Raw genomic sequence first — 20576 nt, 5'->3', positions numbered from 1 at the left:
GATGCTCTACGATATCAATCTGAAGATCACCTACGGCTACGAGGTTCCGGTTGCCGGCGGGCGCCATCTCGTGCGTGTGCTGCCGGCCTCGATTCCAGGTCGTCAACGCCTTGTCGTCGGCTCGATAAGCTGCCAACCGACCCCGGGCGAGCGGGTCGAAAGCGTGGACTTCTTCGCCAATCCGACCACGTCGATTCTTTTCCGTTCCGTGCACGACAGCCTGGCCATTCGCATGCAGGCGCGCGTTCAGGTCGAAGCGCAGGCGCTCACCGCCGATCTTTCTCCGCCGCTTGCGGGTCTGCCGGCTCAGCTCGCCGCGTACTGGTCCGTCGACGCGGAGGCTCCCCACCACTTCGTCGGGCCGAGCCCTCTCCTGCCGGACGCTCCGGAGATCGCGGCCTACGCACGCACGATCGCTGGCGAGGGAATGACCGTGCGGCAGATCGGGGCGGCGATCTGCGAGCGCGTCCACCGCGACTTCGTCTACGACACCGAGGCGACGACCGTGAACACGACGGCTGCGGAAGCCTTCAAGCTCAAGCGCGGCGTCTGCCAGGATTTCACCCATGTGATGATTGTCGCTCTTCGCAGTCTCGGTATTCCGGCCGGCTATGTCAGCGGTTTCCTCAGAACCTTGCCGCCGCCCGGCAAGGAGCGGCTGGAAGGCGCCGACGCGATGCATGCCTGGGTTCGATTCTGGTGTGGCACCGCCGGCGGCTGGATGGAACTCGACCCGACGAACAATATTCCGGCCGGCACGGATCACATCGTCGTCGGCCACGGCCGCGACTATGGCGACGTCGCGCCCGTCATCGGCGTCCTGAAAAGCTATGGCAGCCAGACGACGGAGCAGGCGGTTGACGTCATTCCCGTCGATTGATCCGAATTGATACAAGCAGGTCCCGTTTCGGAACAATCAAGCCGCCGGGAAACCGGTTGAAATCATGGACTTTCGCGCAATTCGCTAAAATTCAAGCAATCGGCTGAACGGGACCGTAACGTGTCGCCGCTAGATGTCCGCCCCAAGCTTGCAATGAATTTCTTGGGGTGTGCGGAGATGGTAAGACGATCAATGGTGAGCCGGTCCTTCGGCATGATGCTGAAGGACCGCGGCGGCAATTTCGGAATGATGACGGCGCTGGTGGCGCCGCTGCTGTTGGCCGCGGGTGGCGTTTCCATCGACATGGCCAACATGCTGATGACCAAGAACCAGCTTCAGGACGCGACCGATGCCGCGGCGCTGGCCGCGGCTTCCGCGCTGGTCTCCAATGAACAGCCCAACATCGAAGCGGCCAAGTTGATCGCGCGCAAGTTCCTGAAGGCGCAGATGGCGGGCTCGAGCGCGACGGACAGCCCTGCCGCGGGCGAACCGGAACGAACGCCGGCCACACGGGCGGCGGACAGCCCAACGCCAACTTCCGAGACACCGGACTGGGACGATATCAATGTCTCGGAGGTGAACATCATCGAGACGCCCAACGGCACCAAGGGGAAATCCTTCAAGGTCTCGATCGTCAACAAGCACCTGATCCAGTTCAACGCGATGACGCGCCTCCTCGGCACGGATTCGATCGAGCTTGAAACGCGGGCAACGGCGGAAAGCGCGACCGAGAGCAAGAACGCCTTGTCGATGTATCTCGTGCTCGACCGCTCGGGTTCGATGGCCTGGAAGACGAATACGGTCGATACGACGAAGTCCAAGTGCCCCAATTATACCGAGGCGAACTGGGGCAGATATCCGAACCTGTCGGCGACCAGCCCGTGCTACGTCACCAAGATCAACGCACTGAAAACGGCCGCTGGCGATCTCTTTGCCCAACTCCTGCTCGCCGATCCGGAATCGATCTATGTTCGCACCGGCGCCGTGTCCTACAACGCGTCGCAGGATCCCGCAGGCAGCCTCGCCTGGGGAACGACCGGCGCGGCTGCCTATGTCAACGCACTGGTCGCGACCGGCGGCACGGCCTCGGGCAACGCCTTCAAGACCGCCTATCAGAAGGTGATCGCATCGACGGAAGACACGGCGCACAACGGCAAGAACGGACAGATTCCGACCAAATACATCGTCTTCATGACCGATGGCGAGAACAACTACGCCAACGACGACACCGTCACCAAGTACTGGTGCGACATCGCAAAGGCCAACAAGGTCCAGATCTACAGCGTTGCCTTCATGGCACCGGACCGCGGCCAGGCTCTGCTGAAATATTGCGCTTCCTCAATCTCGCATTATTTCGAAGCCGAGGAAGCGGCCGACCTCGTCGCCGCCTTCAAGGCAATCGGCGAACGCGCCTCCGCCATGGTCTCCCGCCTCACCGAATAATCGAACCAAGACCACGCTTGCGATGTCGTCCGGCTCCAACGGGCGGCATTTTTCTTTGTGCCGCCGACCGAAAAACGCGTTGCGAACCGCTCCGCGCACAAGCATGCGCTGTTTTAATCCTTTTAAAAACACCTGTTGCAAGCGCTTCGGATCGATGCATAAATTGCCTTATCTCTCCCGGTCGGCTCCGGCCCGCGGTCTCCCACACGCAAAAAGGGCAAACAGAAAAAGGTATGACATTTCTTATGATGAACCGGCTCTCCACCTCCGAACTGCCGCATCCCGCGCCGAGGTCGTCCGAGCCAGGCCAACTCGCGGTGGAGATCCTCGAACGCCTCAAATACCGCATAGGCAAGGACCCGAAAGTCGCCAAGCCGCATGACTGGCTCACGGCCGCCATTCTCGTCGCCCGTGACCGCATCACCGACAAGTGGATGGATTCGACCCGCAAGACCTATGCGACCGGCGCCAAGCGCGTCTACTATCTTTCGCTCGAGTTCCTCATCGGCCGCCTGATGCGCGACGCCATGACGAATATCGGCCTGATGGACGAAATGCGTGACGCGCTGGCGTCACTCGGCGTCGATATTGACGTGATCGCTGGGCTCGAGCCTGATGCAGCGCTCGGCAATGGCGGCCTCGGCCGCCTTGCCGCCTGTTTCATGGAATCCATGGCGACGGTCGATGTGCCCGCCTATGGCTATGGCATCCGCTACATGCACGGCCTGTTCCGTCAGCAGATGGCCGACGGCTGGCAGGTCGAACTGCCCGAGACGTGGCTCGCCCACGGCAATCCCTGGGAATTCGAACGGCGCGAAAGTTCCTATGAAATAGGTTTCGGCGGCGGCGTGGAAACCGTCAACATCGACGAGGAAGTTCAGCGCTACGTCTGGAAGCCGGCCGAACGCGTCATCGCCACCGCCTTCGATACGCCGGCCGTCGGCTGGCGCGCGAAACGCGTCAACACGCTGCGCCTGTGGGGTGCGCAGCCGATCGATCCGATCCTGCTCGACGCCTTCAACGCCGGCGACCACATCGGCGCACTGCGCGAAAGCAACAAGGCGGAAAGCCTGACACGCGTGCTCTATCCGGCCGACGCGACACCATCCGGGCAGGAGCTGCGCCTGAGGCAGGAATATTTCTTCTCATCCGCCTCGCTGCAGGACATCCTGCGTCGCCATCTGCAGCAGTATCCAGATTTCACGTCGTTGCCGGATGCGGTCGCCATCCAGCTCAACGATACCCATCCGGCCGTGTCCGTCGCGGAACTCGTGCGACTCCTGACCGACGTTCACGGGCTCGATTTCGAGCAGGCCTGGGACATCACCCGACGCACTTTCTCCTACACCAATCATACGCTGCTGCCGGAAGCGCTGGAGAGTTGGCCGGTGCCGCTCTTCGAGCGGCTGCTGCCGCGCCACATGCAGATCGTCTACGCCATCAACGCGAAAATTCTGATCGAAGCGCGCAGGCAGAAGCACGCGACCGACGAGGAGATCCGCAGCATTTCGCTCATCGAGGAGACGGGCGAAAGGCGCGTGCGCATGGGCAATCTCGCCTTTGTCGGTTCGCATTCGATCAACGGCGTCTCGGCGTTGCACACCGAACTGATGAAAGAGACGGTCTTTGCCGATCTGCACCGGCTTTATCCGGACCGCATCAACAACAAGACCAACGGCATCACGCCGCGCCGCTGGCTGATGCAGTGCAATCCGGGCCTGTTCGGTCTCATCCGCGAGGCGATCGGCGACGAGTTCATGGACAATACCGAGGCGCTGCAGGCGCTCGGGGCCTTTGCCGACCAGGCGGACTTCCAGGAGAACTTCGCCGCCGTCAAGCGCGCCAACAAGGTGAAACTCGCAAAGCTCGTCCAGAGCACCCTCGGCATTCGGCTCGATCCGTCTGCGATGTTCGACATTCAGATCAAGCGCATCCACGAATACAAGCGGCAGCTCCTGAACATCATCGAGGCCGTCGCGCTTTATGACCAGATCCGCTCGCATCCCGAACTCGACTGGGTGCCGCGCGTCAAGCTCTTCGCCGGTAAGGCGGCGCCGAGCTATCATAACGCCAAGCTGATCATCAAACTTGCGAACGACGTCGCTCGCGTCATCAACAATGACCCAGCCGTGCGCGGTCTCCTGAAGATCGTCTTCATCCCCAACTACAACGTGTCGCTTGCCGAAGTGATGGTGCCGGCCGCCGATCTTTCCGAACAGATCTCGACCGCCGGCATGGAGGCCTCCGGCACCGGCAACATGAAATTCGCGCTCAACGGCGCGCTGACCATCGGCACGCTCGACGGCGCCAACGTCGAAATGCGCGACTGGGTCGGCGAGGAAAACATCAAGATCTTCGGCATGACCGCGGAGGAAGTGGCGAAAGCGCGGGCGGAGGGGCACAACCCGCGTGCCATCATCGAAGGCTCACGCGAGCTCTCGCAGGCGCTCGCCGCGATCGCCTCGGGCGTTTTCTCGCCCGACGACCGAAATCGCTTCTCCGGTCTTGTCGACGGGCTCTACAACCATGACTGGTTCATGGTCGCCGCTGATTTCGAGGCCTATGCCAAGGCACAGCGCGAGATCGATCAGCTCTGGACCAGGCCATCCTCCTGGTACGCGCAGGCGGTCCGCAATACCGCCCGCATGGGCTGGTTCTCGTCCGACCGCACGATCCGGCAATATGCCGGCGAAATCTGGAGAGCTGGATGACGGTTTCGCCCGGTAAGGACCCAGCGCCCGCCCCGTCCGGTGTGCTGCCAGCGCCGGACATCGCGGCAATACTTTCCGGCAACCATCATAATCCCTTCGCGGTTCTCGGCGTTCATGCGGCCGGCAAAAGCTATGTCGCCCGCTGCTTCATCCCCGGCGCCGAGGACGTGACGGCAGAAACGCTCTCGGGCAAGGAGATCGGCACGCTCCAGCGCCGCGACGATGCCGGCTTCTTCGAAGGCGTCGTATCGCTGCGCAAGGAACAGCCCATCCGTTATCGCGCGTCCAACAGCGGCGGTGAATGGATCGTCGTCGATCCCTACAGCTTTGGTCCCGTCCTCGGACCGATGGACGACTACTACATCCGCGAAGGCTCGCATCTCAGGCTCTTCGACAAGATGGGCGCCCATCCGATCTCGCACGATGGCGTTGAAGGCTTCCACTTTGCCGTTTGGGCTCCGAACGCGCGACGCGTTTCGGTGGTCGGTAATTTCAACGATTGGGATGGACGGCGCCATGTGATGCGTTTGCGCGCCGACACCGGCATCTGGGAGATTTTCATTCCCGGCGTGCCGGCCGGCACGCCGTACAAGTATGAAATCCTCGATAGCGAAGGGACACGCCTGCCGCTGAAGGCGGATCCCTTCGCCCGCCGCTCCGAACTCCGCCCAGACACCGCGTCAATGACGACGGGCGAGATCGCGCAGGTATGGGACGACGAGGCGCATCGCCAGCACTGGGCCGAGGTCGATCCGCGCCGGCAGCCGATTTCCATCTACGAGGTGCATGCAGGCTCCTGGCAGCGCCGCGACGATGGCGAGATGCTCTCGTGGGACGAACTGGCGGACCGGCTCATTCCCTACTGCATCGACATGGGCTTCACGCATATCGAGTTCCTGCCGATTTCCGAATTTCCGTTCGATCCTTCCTGGGGCTACCAGACCACAGGACTCTACGCGCCGACTGCTCGTTTCGGCGAACCTGAGGGGTTCGCCCGCTTCGTCAACGGCTGCCACAAGGTCGGTATCGGCGTCATCCTTGACTGGGTGCCGGCACATTTCCCGACCGACGAGCACGGGCTTCGTTGGTTCGACGGTACGGCGCTCTACGAGCATGCGGATCCGCGCAAGGGCTTTCATCCCGACTGGAACACGGCGATCTACAATTTCGGTCGCCAGGAGGTTCTGGCTTATCTGGTCAACAACGCCCTCTATTGGGCGGAGAAGTTCCACGTCGACGGCCTGCGCGTCGATGCCGTCGCGTCGATGCTCTACCTCGATTATTCGCGCAAGCACGGCGAGTGGGTGCCGAACGAATATGGCGGCAACGAGAATCTGGAGGCCGTCCGCTTTCTGCAGACGATGAACACCCGGCTCTACGGCATCCACCAAGGGGTGCTGACGATCGCCGAGGAGTCGACCTCCTGGCCGAAGGTTTCGCATCCGGTCCATACCGGCGGCCTGGGCTTCGGCTTCAAATGGAACATGGGCTTCATGCACGACACGCTGCAATATCTTGCGCGCGAGCCCGTGCACCGGAAGTTCCATCACAACGACATGACCTTCGGGCTGCTTTACGCGTTCAGCGAGAATTTCGTGCTGCCGCTGTCGCATGACGAGGTCGTGCACGGCAAGGGATCCCTGATCGCCAAAATGGCCGGCGACGACTGGCAGAAGTTCGCCAATCTCAGGGCCTACTATGCCTTCATGTGGGGTTATCCCGGCAAGAAGCTTCTGTTTATGGGCCAGGAATTCGCTCAATGGCGCGAATGGTCGGAGGAGCGCGCGCTCGACTGGAACCTTCTCGAATACAATCTGCACGAGGGCATGCGTCGTCTCGTGCGCGACCTCAACGGCACCTACCGTTCGAAAGCAGCGCTGCATGCACGCGACTGCGAGGGCGAGGGCTTCGAGTGGCTGATAGCCGACGATCGCGACAATTCGGTTTTCGCCTGGCTCAGAAAGGCGCCGGGCGAAAAGCTCGTGGCCGTCGTCACCAATTTTACCCCGATCTACCGGGAAGGTTACGACATCCCGCTTCCGGTGGCGGGGCGATGGAAGGAAATCCTCAACACCGATGCGGAGATCTACGGAGGGAGTGGCAAGGGCAACGGCGGTGCCGTGCATGCGGAGAGAAAATCGACGGGAATAACGGTCGCAACCATCACGTTGCCGCCTTTGGCAACACTGATGCTGGAGCAGGAGTAGCGCCTTCGTGCGCGACAGACGAAGCGAAAAGTACTTGCGTGGGCCGCGAGGCGTCTGAACCGCCTGGCCGTCCTCGAAGAACAGTGATTTTGGGGAGGACAAATGGTGGAAAAGCGTACACAACCCTTGGCCCGCGATGCCATGGCCTATGTTCTCGCCGGCGGCCGCGGCAGCCGACTGAAGGAATTGACGGACCGCCGCGCCAAGCCGGCCGTCTATTTCGGCGGCAAGGCGCGCATTATAGATTTCGCGCTCTCCAATGCATTGAATTCCGGTATCCGCCGCATCGGGGTCGCTACCCAATACAAGGCACATTCGCTGATCCGGCACCTGCAGCGCGGCTGGAACTTTTTCCGCCCCGAGCGCAACGAGAGCTTCGACATCCTGCCGGCAAGTCAGCGCGTCTCCGAAACGCAATGGTATGAAGGCACGGCGGATGCCGTCTATCAGAACATCGACATCATCGAGGACCACGGTGTCGAGTACATGGTCATCCTTGCCGGCGACCATATCTACAAGATGGACTACGAACTGATGCTGCAGCAGCACGTCGACTCCGGCGCCGATGTAACGGTCGGCTGCCTGGAAGTGCCGCGGATGGAAGCGACCGGCTTCGGCGTCATGCATGTCGACAATCAGGACCGCATCATCGCCTTTGTCGAGAAGCCGGCCGACCCTCCCGGAATTCCCGGCACTCCGGACCTGGCGCTCGCCTCCATGGGCATCTATGTGTTCCACACCAGGTTTCTGATGGATCTCCTGCGCCGCGACGCCGCTGACCCGAAGTCGAGCCGCGACTTCGGCAAGGACATCATCCCCTACATCGTCAACAACGGAAAGGCGGTCGCCCACCGCTTCACCCGGTCCTGCGTTCGCTCGGACTTCGAGCGGGAAGCCTATTGGCGCGACGTGGGCACGATCGACGCCTACTGGCAGGCCAATATCGACCTCACCCATGTGACGCCCGAACTCGATATCTATGACAACACGTGGCCGATCTGGACCTTTGCCGAAATCAAGCCGCCGGCAAAATTCGTCCATGACGACGAAAATCGCCGCGGGTCGGCAACATCCTCTCTTGTCTCCGGCGACTGCATCATCTCGGGCGCAACGCTCAACCGCAGCCTGTTGTTCACCGGCGTCCGCGTCAATTCCTACTCCAGGCTCGAAAATGCCGTTGTCCTGCCAGATGTGACTATCGGTCGGCACTCGACGCTGCGCAACGTGGTCATCGACAGCCGCGTCGTGATCCCGGAGGGGCTGATCGTCGGCGACGATCCGGAACTGGACGCCAAGCGCTTCCGCCGCACGGAAAGTGGCGTCTCCCTGATCACGCAATCGATGATCGACAAGCTGGGAATGTAGGTCTGCCGCGTATGAACATCCTGTCCGTTGCGTCCGAGGTCTATCCGCTTGTCAAGACCGGGGGGCTCGCCGACGTCGTCGGCGCCCTCCCGGCGGCTCTCGTCCCGCACGGTATCAGGACGCGCACGCTTGTGCCCGGCTATCCCGCGGTGTTGCAGAAGCTGAAGAAGAAAAAAAAAGTCGCCGGATTCGACAACCTGTTCGGCCATCCGGCGTCCGTTCTGGGAGCCGAGATCGACGGGCTCGACCTCCTTGTCCTCGACCAGCCCGCGCTCTATGCGCGCGACGGCGGCCCTTATCTCGACGCGACCGGGCGCGATTATCCCGACAATTTTCGCCGGTTTGCCGCCCTCTCGCTGGCGGCCGCGGAAATCGCCGGCGATAACGTCATCCCGGGCTGGAAACCGGACATCGTCCATGTTCACGATTGGCAGACCGCGCTGACGCCCGTCTACATGCATTTCGGCGCGGCGCGCGATACGCCGACCGTGATGACGGTTCATAACATCGCTTTCCAGGGGCAGTTCGGCGCTTCGATCTTCCCGGAGCTCGGCCTGCCGCCGGAGGCCTTCTCCATGCAATTCGTCGAATATTACGGCGATGTCGGCTTTCTGAAAGGCGGCCTGCAGACAGCGACGGCGATCACGACGGTGAGCCCCTCCTATGCACAGGAGATTCTGACCCCGGAATTCGGCATGGGCCTCGACGGCCTGCTGGCAAGCAGGGTCACGGACCTGAGCGGGATCGTGAACGGCATCGATGCCGATACTTGGGACCCGCAGAAGGACCCCCATATCGTCCGGCATTTCGGCAACGGCACGCTGAAGCAGCGCGCCGTCAACCGCAAGGCGCTCGAAGAACGCTTCGCGCTGGAGAAGGGCAAGGGCCCGATCTTCTGCGTCGTTAGCCGGCTGACCTGGCAGAAGGGCATGGACCTTCTCGCCGAGGTGGTGGACGACATCGTTGCGCTTGGCGGCAAGCTGGTTATCCTCGGGTCGGGCGATGCGGCGCTCGAAGGCACATTGCTTGCAGCCGCCTCACGCCACCGCGGACACATCGGCATGGTAACCGGCTACGACGAGGCGCTGTCGCACCTGATGCAGGCGGGCTCCGACGCGATCATCATCCCGTCGCGCTTCGAGCCGTGCGGCCTCACCCAGCTCTATGGTCTGCGCTACGGTTGCGTACCGATCGTCGCCCGCACGGGCGGCCTCGCCGATACGATCATCGACGCCAACGAGGCTGCGCTATCGGCCAAGGTCGCCACCGGATTCCAGTTCGCGCCGATCACGGCCGGCGGATTGCGCCTTGCGATCAGGCGCGCGTTCCGTGCATACAGCGAACCGAAAGTATGGGCACGCCTGCAGAATCAGGGCATGAAGTCCGACGTCTCATGGGCCAAGAGCGCGGAACGCTACGCCTCGCTCTATTCCGGTCTCCTCGCGAAAGGCTAAGACAGATGATTAAAACCGTCTCCACCAACCCCTATGGCGATCAGAAACCCGGCACGTCCGGCCTGCGAAAGAAAGTTCCGGCGTTCCAGCAGAAGAACTATGCCGAGAACTTCATCCAGTCGATTTTCGATTCGCTCGAAGGCTTCGAGGGTCAGACGCTGGTGATCGGCGGCGATGGCCGCTACTACAATCGCGAAGTCATCCAGAAGGCCATCAAGATGGCGGACGCGAATGGCTTCGGCCGCGTACTTGTCGGCCGCGGCGGCATCCTGTCGACCCCGGCCGCTTCCAATGTCATCCGAAAATACAAGGCTTTCGGCGGCATCGTGCTGTCCGCGAGCCACAATCCCGGCGGGCCGACCGAGGATTTCGGCATCAAATACAATGTCGGCAACGGCGGCCCTGCTCCGGAAAAAGTAACGGACGCGATCTTCGCCCGCACCAAGGTCATCGACAGCTACAAGATCGCCGAGGTCGCCGACGTCAATCTGGACCTGGAAAGCTCCCACCAAGTCGAGAACATGACGGTGACCGTCATCGACCCGGTTGCCGACTACGCGGAACTCATGGAGAGCCTGTTCGACTTCGCGGCAATCCGCAAGCTGATCGCCGGCGGTTTCCGCGTGGTCTTCGATGCGATGAGCGCGGTCACCGGCCCCTATGCCAAAGAGATCATCGAGAGGCGGTTGGGAGCACCAAAAGGCTCGGTCATGAATTTCATACCGTTGCCCGACTTCGGCGGCCACCATCCGGACCCAAACCTGGTGCACGCCCGCGCTCTCTACGAAACCATGATGGCGCCTGACGCCCCGGATTTCGGCGCCGCCTCCGACGGCGACGGCGACCGCAACCTCATCATCGGCAAAGGCATCTTCGTCACGCCTTCGGACAGCCTCGCAATGCTTGCCGCCAATGCGCATCTGGCACCCGGCTATGCCAAGGGACTGGCCGGAATCGCGCGCTCGATGCCGACCAGCGGCGCCGCCGATCGCGTGGCGGAAAAGCTCGGCATCGGCCTCTATGAGACGCCGACCGGCTGGAAATTCTTCGGCAACCTGCTCGACGAGGGTCTGGCAACGATTTGCGGCGAGGAGAGCGCCGGCACGGGGTCCAACCATGTGCGCGAGAAGGACGGGCTCTGGGCGGTGCTGCTTTGGCTCAATATCCTTGCCGTGCGGAAGGAAAGCGCGCTCGACATCGCCCGCAAGCACTGGGCGACCTACGGCCGCAACTACTATTCGCGCCACGACTACGAAGAGGTCGATACGGACGCCGCCAACGGTCTCATCGCAGCGCTGAGAGACAAGCTCGCCAGCTTGCCGGGCAAGAGCTTCGGCGCGCTCACTGTCGAGAACGCCGACGATTTCTCTTACAACGATCCGGTCGACAAGTCGGTCAGCAAGAACCAGGGCATCCGCATCCTCTTCAAAGGCGGCTCGCGTGTCGTCTACCGCCTTTCCGGTACTGGAACGTCGGGCGCAACCTTGCGCGTCTATATCGAGCGGTTCGAAGCCGACTCGGCGCGCCACGACCTCGACACGCAGGCAGCACTCGGCGATCTGATCGCCGTCGCCGACGAGATCGCCGAGATCAAGAAGCGCACCGGCCGCGACGCGCCGAGCGTGATTACCTGACGGCTGGCCGCGCGCTCTGCATTTGAGATCAACGACCGGACAAAGGTGCGCCCTTCATGCCGACTGCCGGAATTTCGCGCCTTGGGGCGACACCTACGTCGGGGGGGACACACTTTGCAGTCTGGTCCCGCAATGCCGCGCGCATCGACCTCTGCCTGTTCGACAAGACCGGCAGCAAGGAACTCCGTCGCCTACCGCTCTCTCGCGACGGAGACGTTCATAGTCTGACGCTCGCTGACGCGCCGGCCGGCACCCGCTACGGCCTGCGCGCCGACGGCATCTACTCGCCTGAGCATGGGCTCTGGTTCGATCCGTCGAAGCTTCTGGTCGATCCCTACGCGATCGAGCTCGATCGCCCTTTTCGCCATGATCCCCGTCTGACCGTCTTCGGCGAGGAGACCGCCGATCTGGTGCCGAGAGCGATCGTGACCGAAACGAAGGCGGTAAAGGTAAAACCGCCACTGTTCCAACCGGGCGGACTGATCTACGAGGTGGCCGTCAAACCGTTCACCATCCTGCACCCGGGTATTGTCGAGAAGAAACGCGGTACCGTCGCCGCACTGGCGGAGCCGGCGGTTATCGACCACCTGAAGCGCCTCGGCGTCTCGGCGGTCGAACTGATGCCGATCGTCGCCTGGATTGACGAACGGCACCTGCCGCCGCTCGGTCTGCACAACAGTTGGGGCTACAATCCGATCGCCCCGATGGCGCTCGATCCGCGGCTGGTGCCCGGCGGCGTCAAGGAACTGCGCAAAACCGTCGAGACGCTGCACAAGGCCGGCATCGGCGTCATCCTCGATCTCGTCTTCAACCATTCCGGAGAAAGCGATCGGCTTGGGACGACGCTCTCCATGCGCGGGCTCGACAATCTCATCTATTATCGCCACGCGACCGATCGACCCGGCGAACTCATCAACGACACCGGCTGCGGCAATACCATTGCCTGCGACCACCCGATGGTGCGCGACCTGATCCTCGCCAGCCTCCGCCACTTCGTGCTCAATGCCGGCGTCGACGGCTTCCGCTTCGACCTCGCATCGATCCTCGGGCGCGACATGAGCGGCTTCCGCCGCGACGCCGCGCTTTTTGCGGCCATCGCCGCGGATCCGGTACTTGGCGACCGCGTTCTCATCGCCGAACCTTGGGACACCGGTCCCGGCGGCTACCAGCTCGGCAATTTCCCCGAACCCTTCCTCGAATGGAACGACCGCGCGCGGGACGACATTCGCCGCTACTGGCGCGGCGACCGGCACACGATCGGCGCACTGGCGACCGCGCTCGCCGGCTCTTCGGACACATTCTCGCGCTGGGGCGAGACGGCCACCCGCAGCGTCAACTTCATCGCCGCGCATGACGGCTTCACGCTGACGGATCTCGCCTCTTATGCGCGCAAGCACAACGAGGCGAACGGCGAAGACAATCGCGATGGCCACGACGAGAACTATTCGTGGAACAATGGCGCTGAAGGCCCCATCGACGATCCGGAAATCGCGGCAGCGAGACGGGCCGACGCCATGGCGCTTGTCGGTACTCTTTTTGCCTCGCGCGGTACGATCATGCTGACGGCCGGGGACGAAGGCGGGCGCAGCCAGCGCGGCAACAACAACGCCTATGCGCAGGACAACGCAGTGACCTGGCTCGATTGGGCGAAGCTCGACCCGAAACTTGTCGACCACACGGCCGCGCTCTCAGCGATGCGCCGGCGTTTCGACGTCTTCGCCGGGACGGAGTTCTTCACTGGCAAGGGCGACGTCGCCTGGCTGCGTCTCGACAGCCAACCCATGACGCTCGAGGATTGGGAACATCCGGCGACCGACAACCTCGTTATGCTGCTTGCGACCGGGGACCTGGAGCAGCGGCGAGCGACCCGGCTCGCCGTGGTCATCAACCGCGGTCATGCGCCGCATCCCTTGCGCCTTCCGACGAGCCTCGATGGTGCGTGGCGCGACGCTCTTTCCAAGGCGGCGGCGCCCGCTTCTGTCGCTCCCCGCTCCGTCAGCTTTTTTGTCGAGATTTTCTGAGTTTTTACCATCACTTGCTAGGTCTACCCCTACCGGCCTATAGATCGGTGGGAGGCCCATGTTTCAGGACAATCATATGCCGCAAGACATTTCACTTTCGGACGTCAAGAAGCTAATCGGCCAGGAGATCGGCGTCTCCGACTGGATCACCGTAACCCAGAAGACCATCGATAATTTTGCCGAGGCGACAGGCGACTATCAGTTCATTCATACGGACCCGGTGCGCGCCGCGGCGGAAACGCCGTTCGGAGGCACGATCGCCCACGGCTTCCTGTCGCTCTCGCTGCTTTCGGCGATGAACTACAATTGCCTGCCGAAGATCCGCGAGCAGACGATGGGCATCAACTACGGCTTCGACAAAGTCCGCTTCGTCGCGCCGGTGAAGAGCGGCGCCAAGGTGCGCGGCCGTTTCATTATGGCCGACGCCCGCTTTCGCGGCGCCGGCATGCTGATGATCACCTATGACGTGACAGTGGAGATCGAGGGCGAACGCAAGCCCGCCTTGACCGCGACATGGCAGACGATCATCCAGTTCGATCCGAAGGATCGGCCGGCCGATGCCTGAGCGAGCGGAAAGCGAGGAGCTTGTCCGTCGAGCCTTTCGCGGCCAGGGCAAGTCCTGCGAAGAACTCGATTCCCCGTTCATGGCTCGGCTCTGCAGGCTGGCAGCTGAACGGCTCGATGGCGAAAGCGCTGTCGGCAGCCGGGTCATTGGCTGGCAAGGCGATCCTTCGTCCAAGGCGGACTCCGTGGCGCTGCGGCTGGCCGGTGCGCTGCATGCCCTTGTGTTGTCGAATCGAGACCCGGCGCTGATTTCGTGTTATCCGCCGAATGTTGCCGACGACGAGACGCTCTGGGGAGCGTGCGAGGCTGCCTTCCGGAAACATGATGATTTTATCCTCGACCGTCTGCGTTCAGCGCCGCAGACGAACGAAGTGCGCCGGTCCGGCGCGCTGCTTGTCGGCTTTCTCACCCTGACTCGCGCCTTCGGCAAACCTTTGGTCCTTTCGGAAGTCGGTGCGAGCGCCGGCTTGAACCTGCACTGGGACCGCTACGGCTACGATCTTTCCGGCAGCCAATGGGGCGATATGGGATCCGGCGTCATCATCTCGCCCGAGTGGTCGGGAGTAGTGCCGCCCGGCGGGCCGGTCGAAATCGTCGGACGGGCAGGATGCGACATCAACCCACTCGATCCTGCAAACGAAGAGGACCGGTTGCGTCTGCTCTCCTACGTTTGGGCCGATCAGCCGGACCGGATCGAGCGGACCCGGAACGCGCTGGCGATCGCGGCGGCATACAGTAGTCCCATCGAGCGCGCAGACGCTGTCGACTGGCTGAAACGGCGCCTCGTCCATCCGTTCCCCGGTGCGATCCACGTCATCTACCACTCGGTTGCCTGGCAATATTTGCCTGAGTCCGCCCAGCAAGAAGGCGAGGCCGTGATCGCGGCAGCAGGAATGGCGGCAACGGCAGATGCACCGCTCGCCCGGCTGCAGATGGAGGCGGATGGCTTGCGGCCCGGCGCCGCGCTCTCGCTCCAGACCTGGCCCGGCGGTGAGAAGAACCTGATCGGCCGGGCGGATTTCCATGGCCGATGGATTGAGTGGACCGGCTTGCCGAGGAAAGGATGATTTCACCGTTCAATGAAACAATGAAATGATCTAAGGGCCGTCAGAATGTGATCACATGACGGATCACCCGACCCTGGTCGAGAAGATCGAAAGCCTCGTTGATTTCTTCGAGCGGCCCCGTGCTCGATAGCAGCCGATCGACCGGCAGCTTGCCGCGCTGGAAGAGGGCGATGAATCGCGGGATATCCCGGCTCGGCACGCAGCTTCCCATGTAGCTGCCGCGAATCGTACGTTCCTCGGCAACGAGACTGACCGCCGGGATCGAGATCTGGCTCGAAGGGTGGGCAAGTCCCGCCGACGCCGTCAAGCCGCCGCGCCGGGTGATCCGGTAGGCGAGCTCGAATGCCTTCACCGATCCCGCCGCCTCCACCGCATGATCAACGCCGCCGCGTGTCGCCTCGCGGATCTTCTCGGCCGCGTCCGGATCGCCGGCCAGGAACGCGTCGGTCGCGCCGAGCTGGAGCGCCAGCTTCAGCTTGTCTTCCGACAGGTCGACGGCGACGACACGTTCGGCGCCAGCGGCAATTGCGCCTAGAACCGCCGCCAACCCGACGCCACCGAGGCCGACGACGGCGACCGACTGACCGGGCCTGACCTGGCACGTGTTGACGACAGCACCGACGCCGGTCAACACGGCGCAGCCGAACAAGGCCGCTTCGACCATCGGCAGGTCCGCCTCGATCCTGACGGCCGAGTGACGCGAAACGACGGCATAATCGGCAAAGGCGGAAACGCCGAGATGGTGATGCACCGGAACCGCATCGCAGTGCAGACGGCGTTCGCTTGAAAGCAGCGCCCCCTTGCCGTTTGCCTCTGCACCCGGAATGCAGAGCGCCGGCCTGCCTTCCGCGCAGGGCAGGCAATGGCCGCAGCTCGGCATGAAGCTCATCACCACCCGATCGCCGGGCACGATGTCGCGCACACCGCTGCCGACCGCCTCCACGGTACCGGCCGCCTCGTGACCAAGCGCCATCGGCACCGGACGCGGCCGATCGCCATTGATGACCGAAAGATCGGAATGACAGAGACCGGCCGCGCCAATTCTTACCAGGAGCTCGTCGGGCCCCGGTGGATCGAGGTCGATGACTTCAATCGAAAGAGGCCGGGTATTGGCATAGGGGCCCTCGACCGGAGATTTCCTGAGCAGCGCGACACGGGTTTTCATAAACACCCTCTCGATGATTCACCCGACAACACCATAGAGAGCGCCGGCGCAGAGGGGCAAGGCATCGCCTTGGCAGAGTCACACCTCAAAAAGAAAGCGGCGGATCGACCGCCGCTTTGATTTTGTAGACACCGGGCGCGACTGCTGTGGCGCTCAGTGACCCGCGTCCTCGGCACCCTCCGAGAGAAGGCCGAACACATAGGGCGAAAACGACCGCCAGCACTCGACGCGGAACGCATCCTTAGCCGTCCGGAACAGGACGATCTCCACCTTGCCGAGCACCGTGCGCGAGCAGGCGCCGACCGGAAAGATCGCAAGCGACAGGTCCTGCGGGCAACCGCTGTTGATCGCCACCTCGGCACCCGGGCCGCTGACTATAACAGCCGAGTTGCGGTGGGAAATGTCGACCGCCGAATGCATTACGCCGCTTGACGCGGCAGCCGCCATCAAATCCTTGCCGTCCTCGTCGATCACCAGCCATTCATCGGGGCCGAGCCAGAGCGCGTGGCGACCGCCGGTCGAGGCGGACGTCTTCGGCCGCACCGGCAGAGTGGCCCCGAGCGCCGCGGAGAGAGCCGAAACCGCGTCCGGTGCCGCGCGCAGCGATATCCGCGAGGCGGGCGCCGCGGGCGTCAGGATTGCCGCCGGCGAGCCGCCACGGAGGCCGGCGAGCGGAGCGTTGCGGATTGCAGTTGCCTGGTCAGCCATGGAGGCGACCTCCTTCCTTGTCAAAGAACACCATGTCGCTCACCTCGACGGCGATCGTCCGGTCGGCCATCGGGATGTAAAGGGTCTGCCCGAGGCGCTCCCGTCCACCGGCGACCACCGCCAGCGCGATCGACCGGCCGCAATTTTCCGACCAGTAGGACGAGGTGACATGGCCGAGCATGGTCATCGGCTTCGGTTCGTTCGGATCGGCAACGATCTGCGCGCCTTCCTCCAGAACCACCTTCGGATCCTTGGTGAGGAGACCAACGAGCTGCTTGCGACCGTCCTTGACGAGGTCCGGGCGCTTCAGCCCGCGAATGCCGACGAAATCCGGCTTCTTCTTCGATACCGCCCAGGAAAGGCCGGCATCGTCCGGTGTGAGGGTCCCGTCGGTATCCTGGCCGACGATGATGTAACCCTTCTCGGCGCGCAGCACGTGCATGGTCTCGGTGCCGTAGGCGCAGGCGCCCATCGGTTCCGCCCGAGCCCAGATCGCCTCCCATACGGCCTGGCCGTAGTCCGCCGGAACGTTGACTTCGAAGCCGAGTTCGCCGGTAAACGACATGCGGAAGAGCCGTGTCGGCACACCGCAGATCCGGCCTTCGGCAACGCTCATGTGCGGGAAGGCTTCATTGGAAAGATCGATGCCTTCGACGAGCGGCGCGATGATCTCGCGTGCCTTCGGACCCTGCACCGCGATGACGGCCCATTGCTCGGTGGTCGACGTGAGCCAGACTTTCAGATGCGGGAACTCCGTCTGCAGGTAGTCTTCCATGTGGTGCATGACGCGCGGCGCGCCGCCGGTCGTCGTCGTCACATGGAAACGGTCCTCGGCAAGACGGCCGACGACGCCGTCGTCATAGACGAAGCCGTCGTCGCGCAGCATGATGCCGTAGCGGCAGCGGCCGGGCTTCAGGTTGTCCCAGGCGTTCGTGTACATCAGATTGAGAAACTTGGCCGCGTCGGGACCGACCACCTCGATCTTGCCGAGCGTCGACGCATCGAAGACACCGGCCACATCGCGCACTGTCTTGCACTCGCGGGCGACCGCTTCGTGCATCGTCTCTCCGGCCTTCGGATAGAACCAGGCACGCTTCCAGTTGCCGACATCCTCGAACTCGGCGCCTTGCGCCTCTTCCCAGGCATGCATCGGCGTCTTGCGAGCCGGATCGAAGAGGCTTCCGCGCGAATGGTTGACGATGGCGCCGAAGGTCACCGGCGTATAGGGCTGCCGGAAGGTGGTCAGCCCCACCTGCGGGATCTCCTTGCCGAGCGCTTCCGCCGCGATGGCCAACCCGTGCATGTTCGAGAGCTTGCCCTGATCGGACGCCATGCCGTTGGTGGTGAACCGCTTGATGTGCTCGATCGAATGCATGCCTTCGCGCACGGCCAGGCGAATGTCCTTGGCGCAGACGTCGTGCTGGAAGTCGATGAAGGCCTTGACCGTGGTGTCCGCCCCCGCTCCTTCCGCTGCTCCGATCATGCCGCCCGTCCAGGCGAAGGCATTCTCGCCGGAGATCGCGAGTTGCGATCCGTTTTCAGCACCCGCGCCGCGCGCCGCCAGTTCACCGGCTGCAAGCGCCTCGTCGATCGTCGCCTGAAGATCGTCCGTGCCGTTGCACGCACCGATGGAGAGGCATTCCTGGGCATAGGTGCCCGGCAGGAAGCGCTCCGTCGCGGCGTCGAACTTCACCTTGCCGCGCGACTGCGAGAAGAGGTGCACCGACGGCGTCCAGCCGGCGGAGACGAGCAGTGCATCGACGGTGATCTTGCGCGCAGCACCGCCGCCCCTTCGGGAAACGCTGATCGAGGAGATCCTGAGCTTGCCCGCGGTGTTGACGACCGAATGGCCCGTCAGCACTTCGATGCCGAGCCGGCGCGCTTCGTTGAGCACTGCCTCGCCGGGCTTGTCGCGGCTATCGACGATAACAGGCACGGCGACTCCCGCCTTCCTGAGATCGAAGGCGGCCTCGTAGGCGGAATCATGCGCCGTGTAGATGCCGACCTTGGTGCCGACGGCGACGCCGAAGTGGTTGAGATAGGTGCGTCCTGCCGACGCCAGCATGATGCCCGGCCGGTCGTTGTTGGCGAAGACCATGTGACGCTCGATCGCGCCGTTGGCGAGAACGACCTTCTTCGCCCGCACCTGCCAGAGCCGCTCGCGCGGCAATGCCTTGTCCGGCGACGCGAGATGATCGGTTACCCGTTCGATGAGGCCGACGAAATTGTGGTTGTAATAACCGAACGCGGTCGTGCGGGTCAGCACAGTGACATTGTCCCTGCCCGCGAGCGCCTTGCCGGTCGCCTGCGCCCACTCGTAACCCGGCTTGCCGTCGATGACGGTGCCGCTGTCATAGTGGAGCGCTCCCCCCAATTCCGACTGCTCGTCGCACAGGATGACCTTGGCACCAGCCTGGGCGGCGGCAAGCGCCGCCGAAAGGCCGGCAACGCCGGCGCCGACAACGAGCACGTCGCAATGCACGTAGCGGCTCGCATAATGATCCGGATCGGCTTCCGTCGGCGCAACGCCCAGACCGGCAGCGCGGCGGATGAAGGGTTCATAGAGTTTGTGCCATGCCGCCTTCGGCCACATGAAAGTCTTGTAGTAGAAGCCGGCTGCGAAGAAGGGTGAAAGCAGGTCGTTGAACCCGCCGACGTCGAAGGCAAGGGAGGGCCAGCGGTTCTGCGACGAGACTTTCATTCCGTCGAAAACTTCCTGCACCGTAGCGCGCACGTTCGGCTGGCGCCGCGCCGCGTCGCGCGATACGTCGAGCAGCGCATTCGGCTCCTCCGCGCCGGCGGAAAGAATGCCGCGCGGACGGTGGTATTTGAACGAACGGCCGACGAGGTGGATGCCATGGGCAAGCAGTGCCGAGGCGACCGTATCGCCCTCGAGCGCCGTCAGCGTCCGGCCGTCGAAGGTAAACCGGGCGGTGCGGGCGGGCGTCAGGCGCCCCGCACCCGAAATGCGATTGGCTCCGCTCATTTCGCCACTCCTTCCAAGGCCTCGTAGGTTTCAACCGCGGCGCTCGTCTTCGGAGCGGCGCCGATCTCGGGTTTCGGCTCGCCTGCCTTGTAGGTCAAATGGAAGCGGTCGCTCACCGTGTCGCGCGCTGCGTTGAAGAAGCGACCACAGCCGTGGATGTGCCGCCATCTTTCATAGATCAGACCCTTGGGATTCTGGCGCAGGAAGAAATATTCCTCGAACTCCTCGTCGCTGATCTCAGCGATGTTGGTCGGTCGGGCGATGTGGGCATCGCCGGCATTGCGGAACTCGAGCTCGGAGCGCTCTTCCTCGCAATAGGGGCAGTAAATCAGAAGCATCTGGAATTCCTCGCGTTAGAGCGCCGCTCATTC

14 protein-coding genes are annotated in these 20576 nt (G+C 63.1%); 10 read left to right on the top strand and 4 right to left on the bottom strand.

What is annotated here, in order from left to right; genetic code table 11:
- Window position 1 precedes the first annotated feature (1 nt).
- From QN224_RS12405 to QN224_RS12360, 10 genes are all read left to right on the top strand, one after another.
- A complete protein-coding gene (locus QN224_RS12405) occupies window positions 2–880 on the top strand; it encodes a transglutaminase family protein (RefSeq protein ID WP_283976882.1) in 879 nt (292 codons plus the stop codon).
- Window positions 881–1057: 177 nt separating this feature from the next.
- A complete protein-coding gene (locus QN224_RS12400) occupies window positions 1058–2323 on the top strand; it encodes a TadE/TadG family protein (protein ID WP_283976881.1) in 1266 nt (421 codons plus the stop codon).
- A 248-nt stretch (window positions 2324–2571) separates the two neighbouring features.
- A complete protein-coding gene (locus QN224_RS12395) occupies window positions 2572–5034 on the top strand; it encodes a glycogen/starch/alpha-glucan phosphorylase (protein WP_283976938.1) in 2463 nt (820 codons plus the stop codon).
- Window positions 5031–7241 (top strand): 1,4-alpha-glucan branching protein GlgB, encoded by a 2211-nt coding sequence (glgB, locus tag QN224_RS12390; protein ID WP_283976880.1) that lies wholly within the window; start codon window positions 5031–5033, stop codon window positions 7239–7241. Before QN224_RS12395 ends, glgB begins: the two co-directional genes overlap by 4 nt.
- A gap of 102 nt (window positions 7242–7343) precedes the next feature.
- A complete protein-coding gene (glgC, locus tag QN224_RS12385; protein ID WP_283976879.1) occupies window positions 7344–8606 on the top strand; it encodes a glucose-1-phosphate adenylyltransferase in 1263 nt (420 codons plus the stop codon).
- An 11-nt stretch (window positions 8607–8617) separates the two neighbouring features.
- On the top strand, window positions 8618–10060 hold the full coding sequence (gene glgA / locus QN224_RS12380; RefSeq protein WP_283976878.1) for a glycogen synthase GlgA: 1443 nt from the start codon (window positions 8618–8620) through the stop codon (window positions 10058–10060).
- A gap of 5 nt (window positions 10061–10065) precedes the next feature.
- Window positions 10066–11694 (top strand): alpha-D-glucose phosphate-specific phosphoglucomutase, encoded by a 1629-nt coding sequence (locus QN224_RS12375; RefSeq protein ID WP_283976877.1) that lies wholly within the window; start codon window positions 10066–10068, stop codon window positions 11692–11694.
- A gap of 56 nt (window positions 11695–11750) precedes the next feature.
- Window positions 11751–13715: a glycogen debranching protein GlgX gene (gene glgX / locus QN224_RS12370; RefSeq protein WP_283976876.1), complete on the top strand. Its 1965-nt coding sequence runs from the start codon at window positions 11751–11753 to the stop codon at window positions 13713–13715.
- A 76-nt stretch (window positions 13716–13791) separates the two neighbouring features.
- On the top strand, window positions 13792–14280 hold the full coding sequence (locus tag QN224_RS12365; protein ID WP_173509084.1) for a MaoC family dehydratase: 489 nt from the start codon (window positions 13792–13794) through the stop codon (window positions 14278–14280).
- On the top strand, window positions 14273–15346 hold the full coding sequence (locus tag QN224_RS12360) for a DUF2332 domain-containing protein (protein ID WP_283976875.1): 1074 nt from the start codon (window positions 14273–14275) through the stop codon (window positions 15344–15346). Before QN224_RS12365 ends, QN224_RS12360 begins: the two co-directional genes overlap by 8 nt.
- A gap of 40 nt (window positions 15347–15386) precedes the next feature.
- On the opposite strand, the gene QN224_RS12355 is transcribed toward QN224_RS12360, so the two are convergent.
- The 4 genes from QN224_RS12355 to QN224_RS12340 all read right to left on the bottom strand — a co-directional run bounded on the left by QN224_RS12355 (window position 15387) and on the right by QN224_RS12340 (window position 20543).
- A complete protein-coding gene (locus QN224_RS12355; protein ID WP_283976874.1) occupies window positions 15387–16511 on the bottom strand; it encodes a zinc-dependent alcohol dehydrogenase family protein in 1125 nt (374 codons plus the stop codon).
- A 153-nt stretch (window positions 16512–16664) separates the two neighbouring features.
- The gene (locus tag QN224_RS12350) at window positions 16665–17219 is read right to left on the bottom strand and encodes a sarcosine oxidase subunit gamma (RefSeq protein ID WP_283976873.1); all 555 of its coding nucleotides are present in this window, start codon (window positions 17217–17219) and stop codon (window positions 16665–16667) included.
- On the bottom strand, window positions 17212–20205 hold the full coding sequence (locus tag QN224_RS12345) for a sarcosine oxidase subunit alpha (protein WP_283976872.1): 2994 nt from the start codon (window positions 20203–20205) through the stop codon (window positions 17212–17214). Before QN224_RS12345 ends, QN224_RS12350 begins: the two co-directional genes overlap by 8 nt.
- Window positions 20202–20543 (bottom strand): sarcosine oxidase subunit delta, encoded by a 342-nt coding sequence (locus QN224_RS12340; protein WP_283976871.1) that lies wholly within the window; start codon window positions 20541–20543, stop codon window positions 20202–20204. Before QN224_RS12340 ends, QN224_RS12345 begins: the two co-directional genes overlap by 4 nt.
- Window positions 20544–20576 lie beyond the last annotated feature (33 nt).

The sequence above is a fragment of the Sinorhizobium sp. 7-81 genome (genome assembly GCF_030124405.1).
Taxonomy (GTDB): domain Bacteria; phylum Pseudomonadota; class Alphaproteobacteria; order Rhizobiales; family Rhizobiaceae; genus Sinorhizobium; species Sinorhizobium psoraleae.
This window is presented reverse-complemented; position numbering and strand designations above follow the sequence as displayed.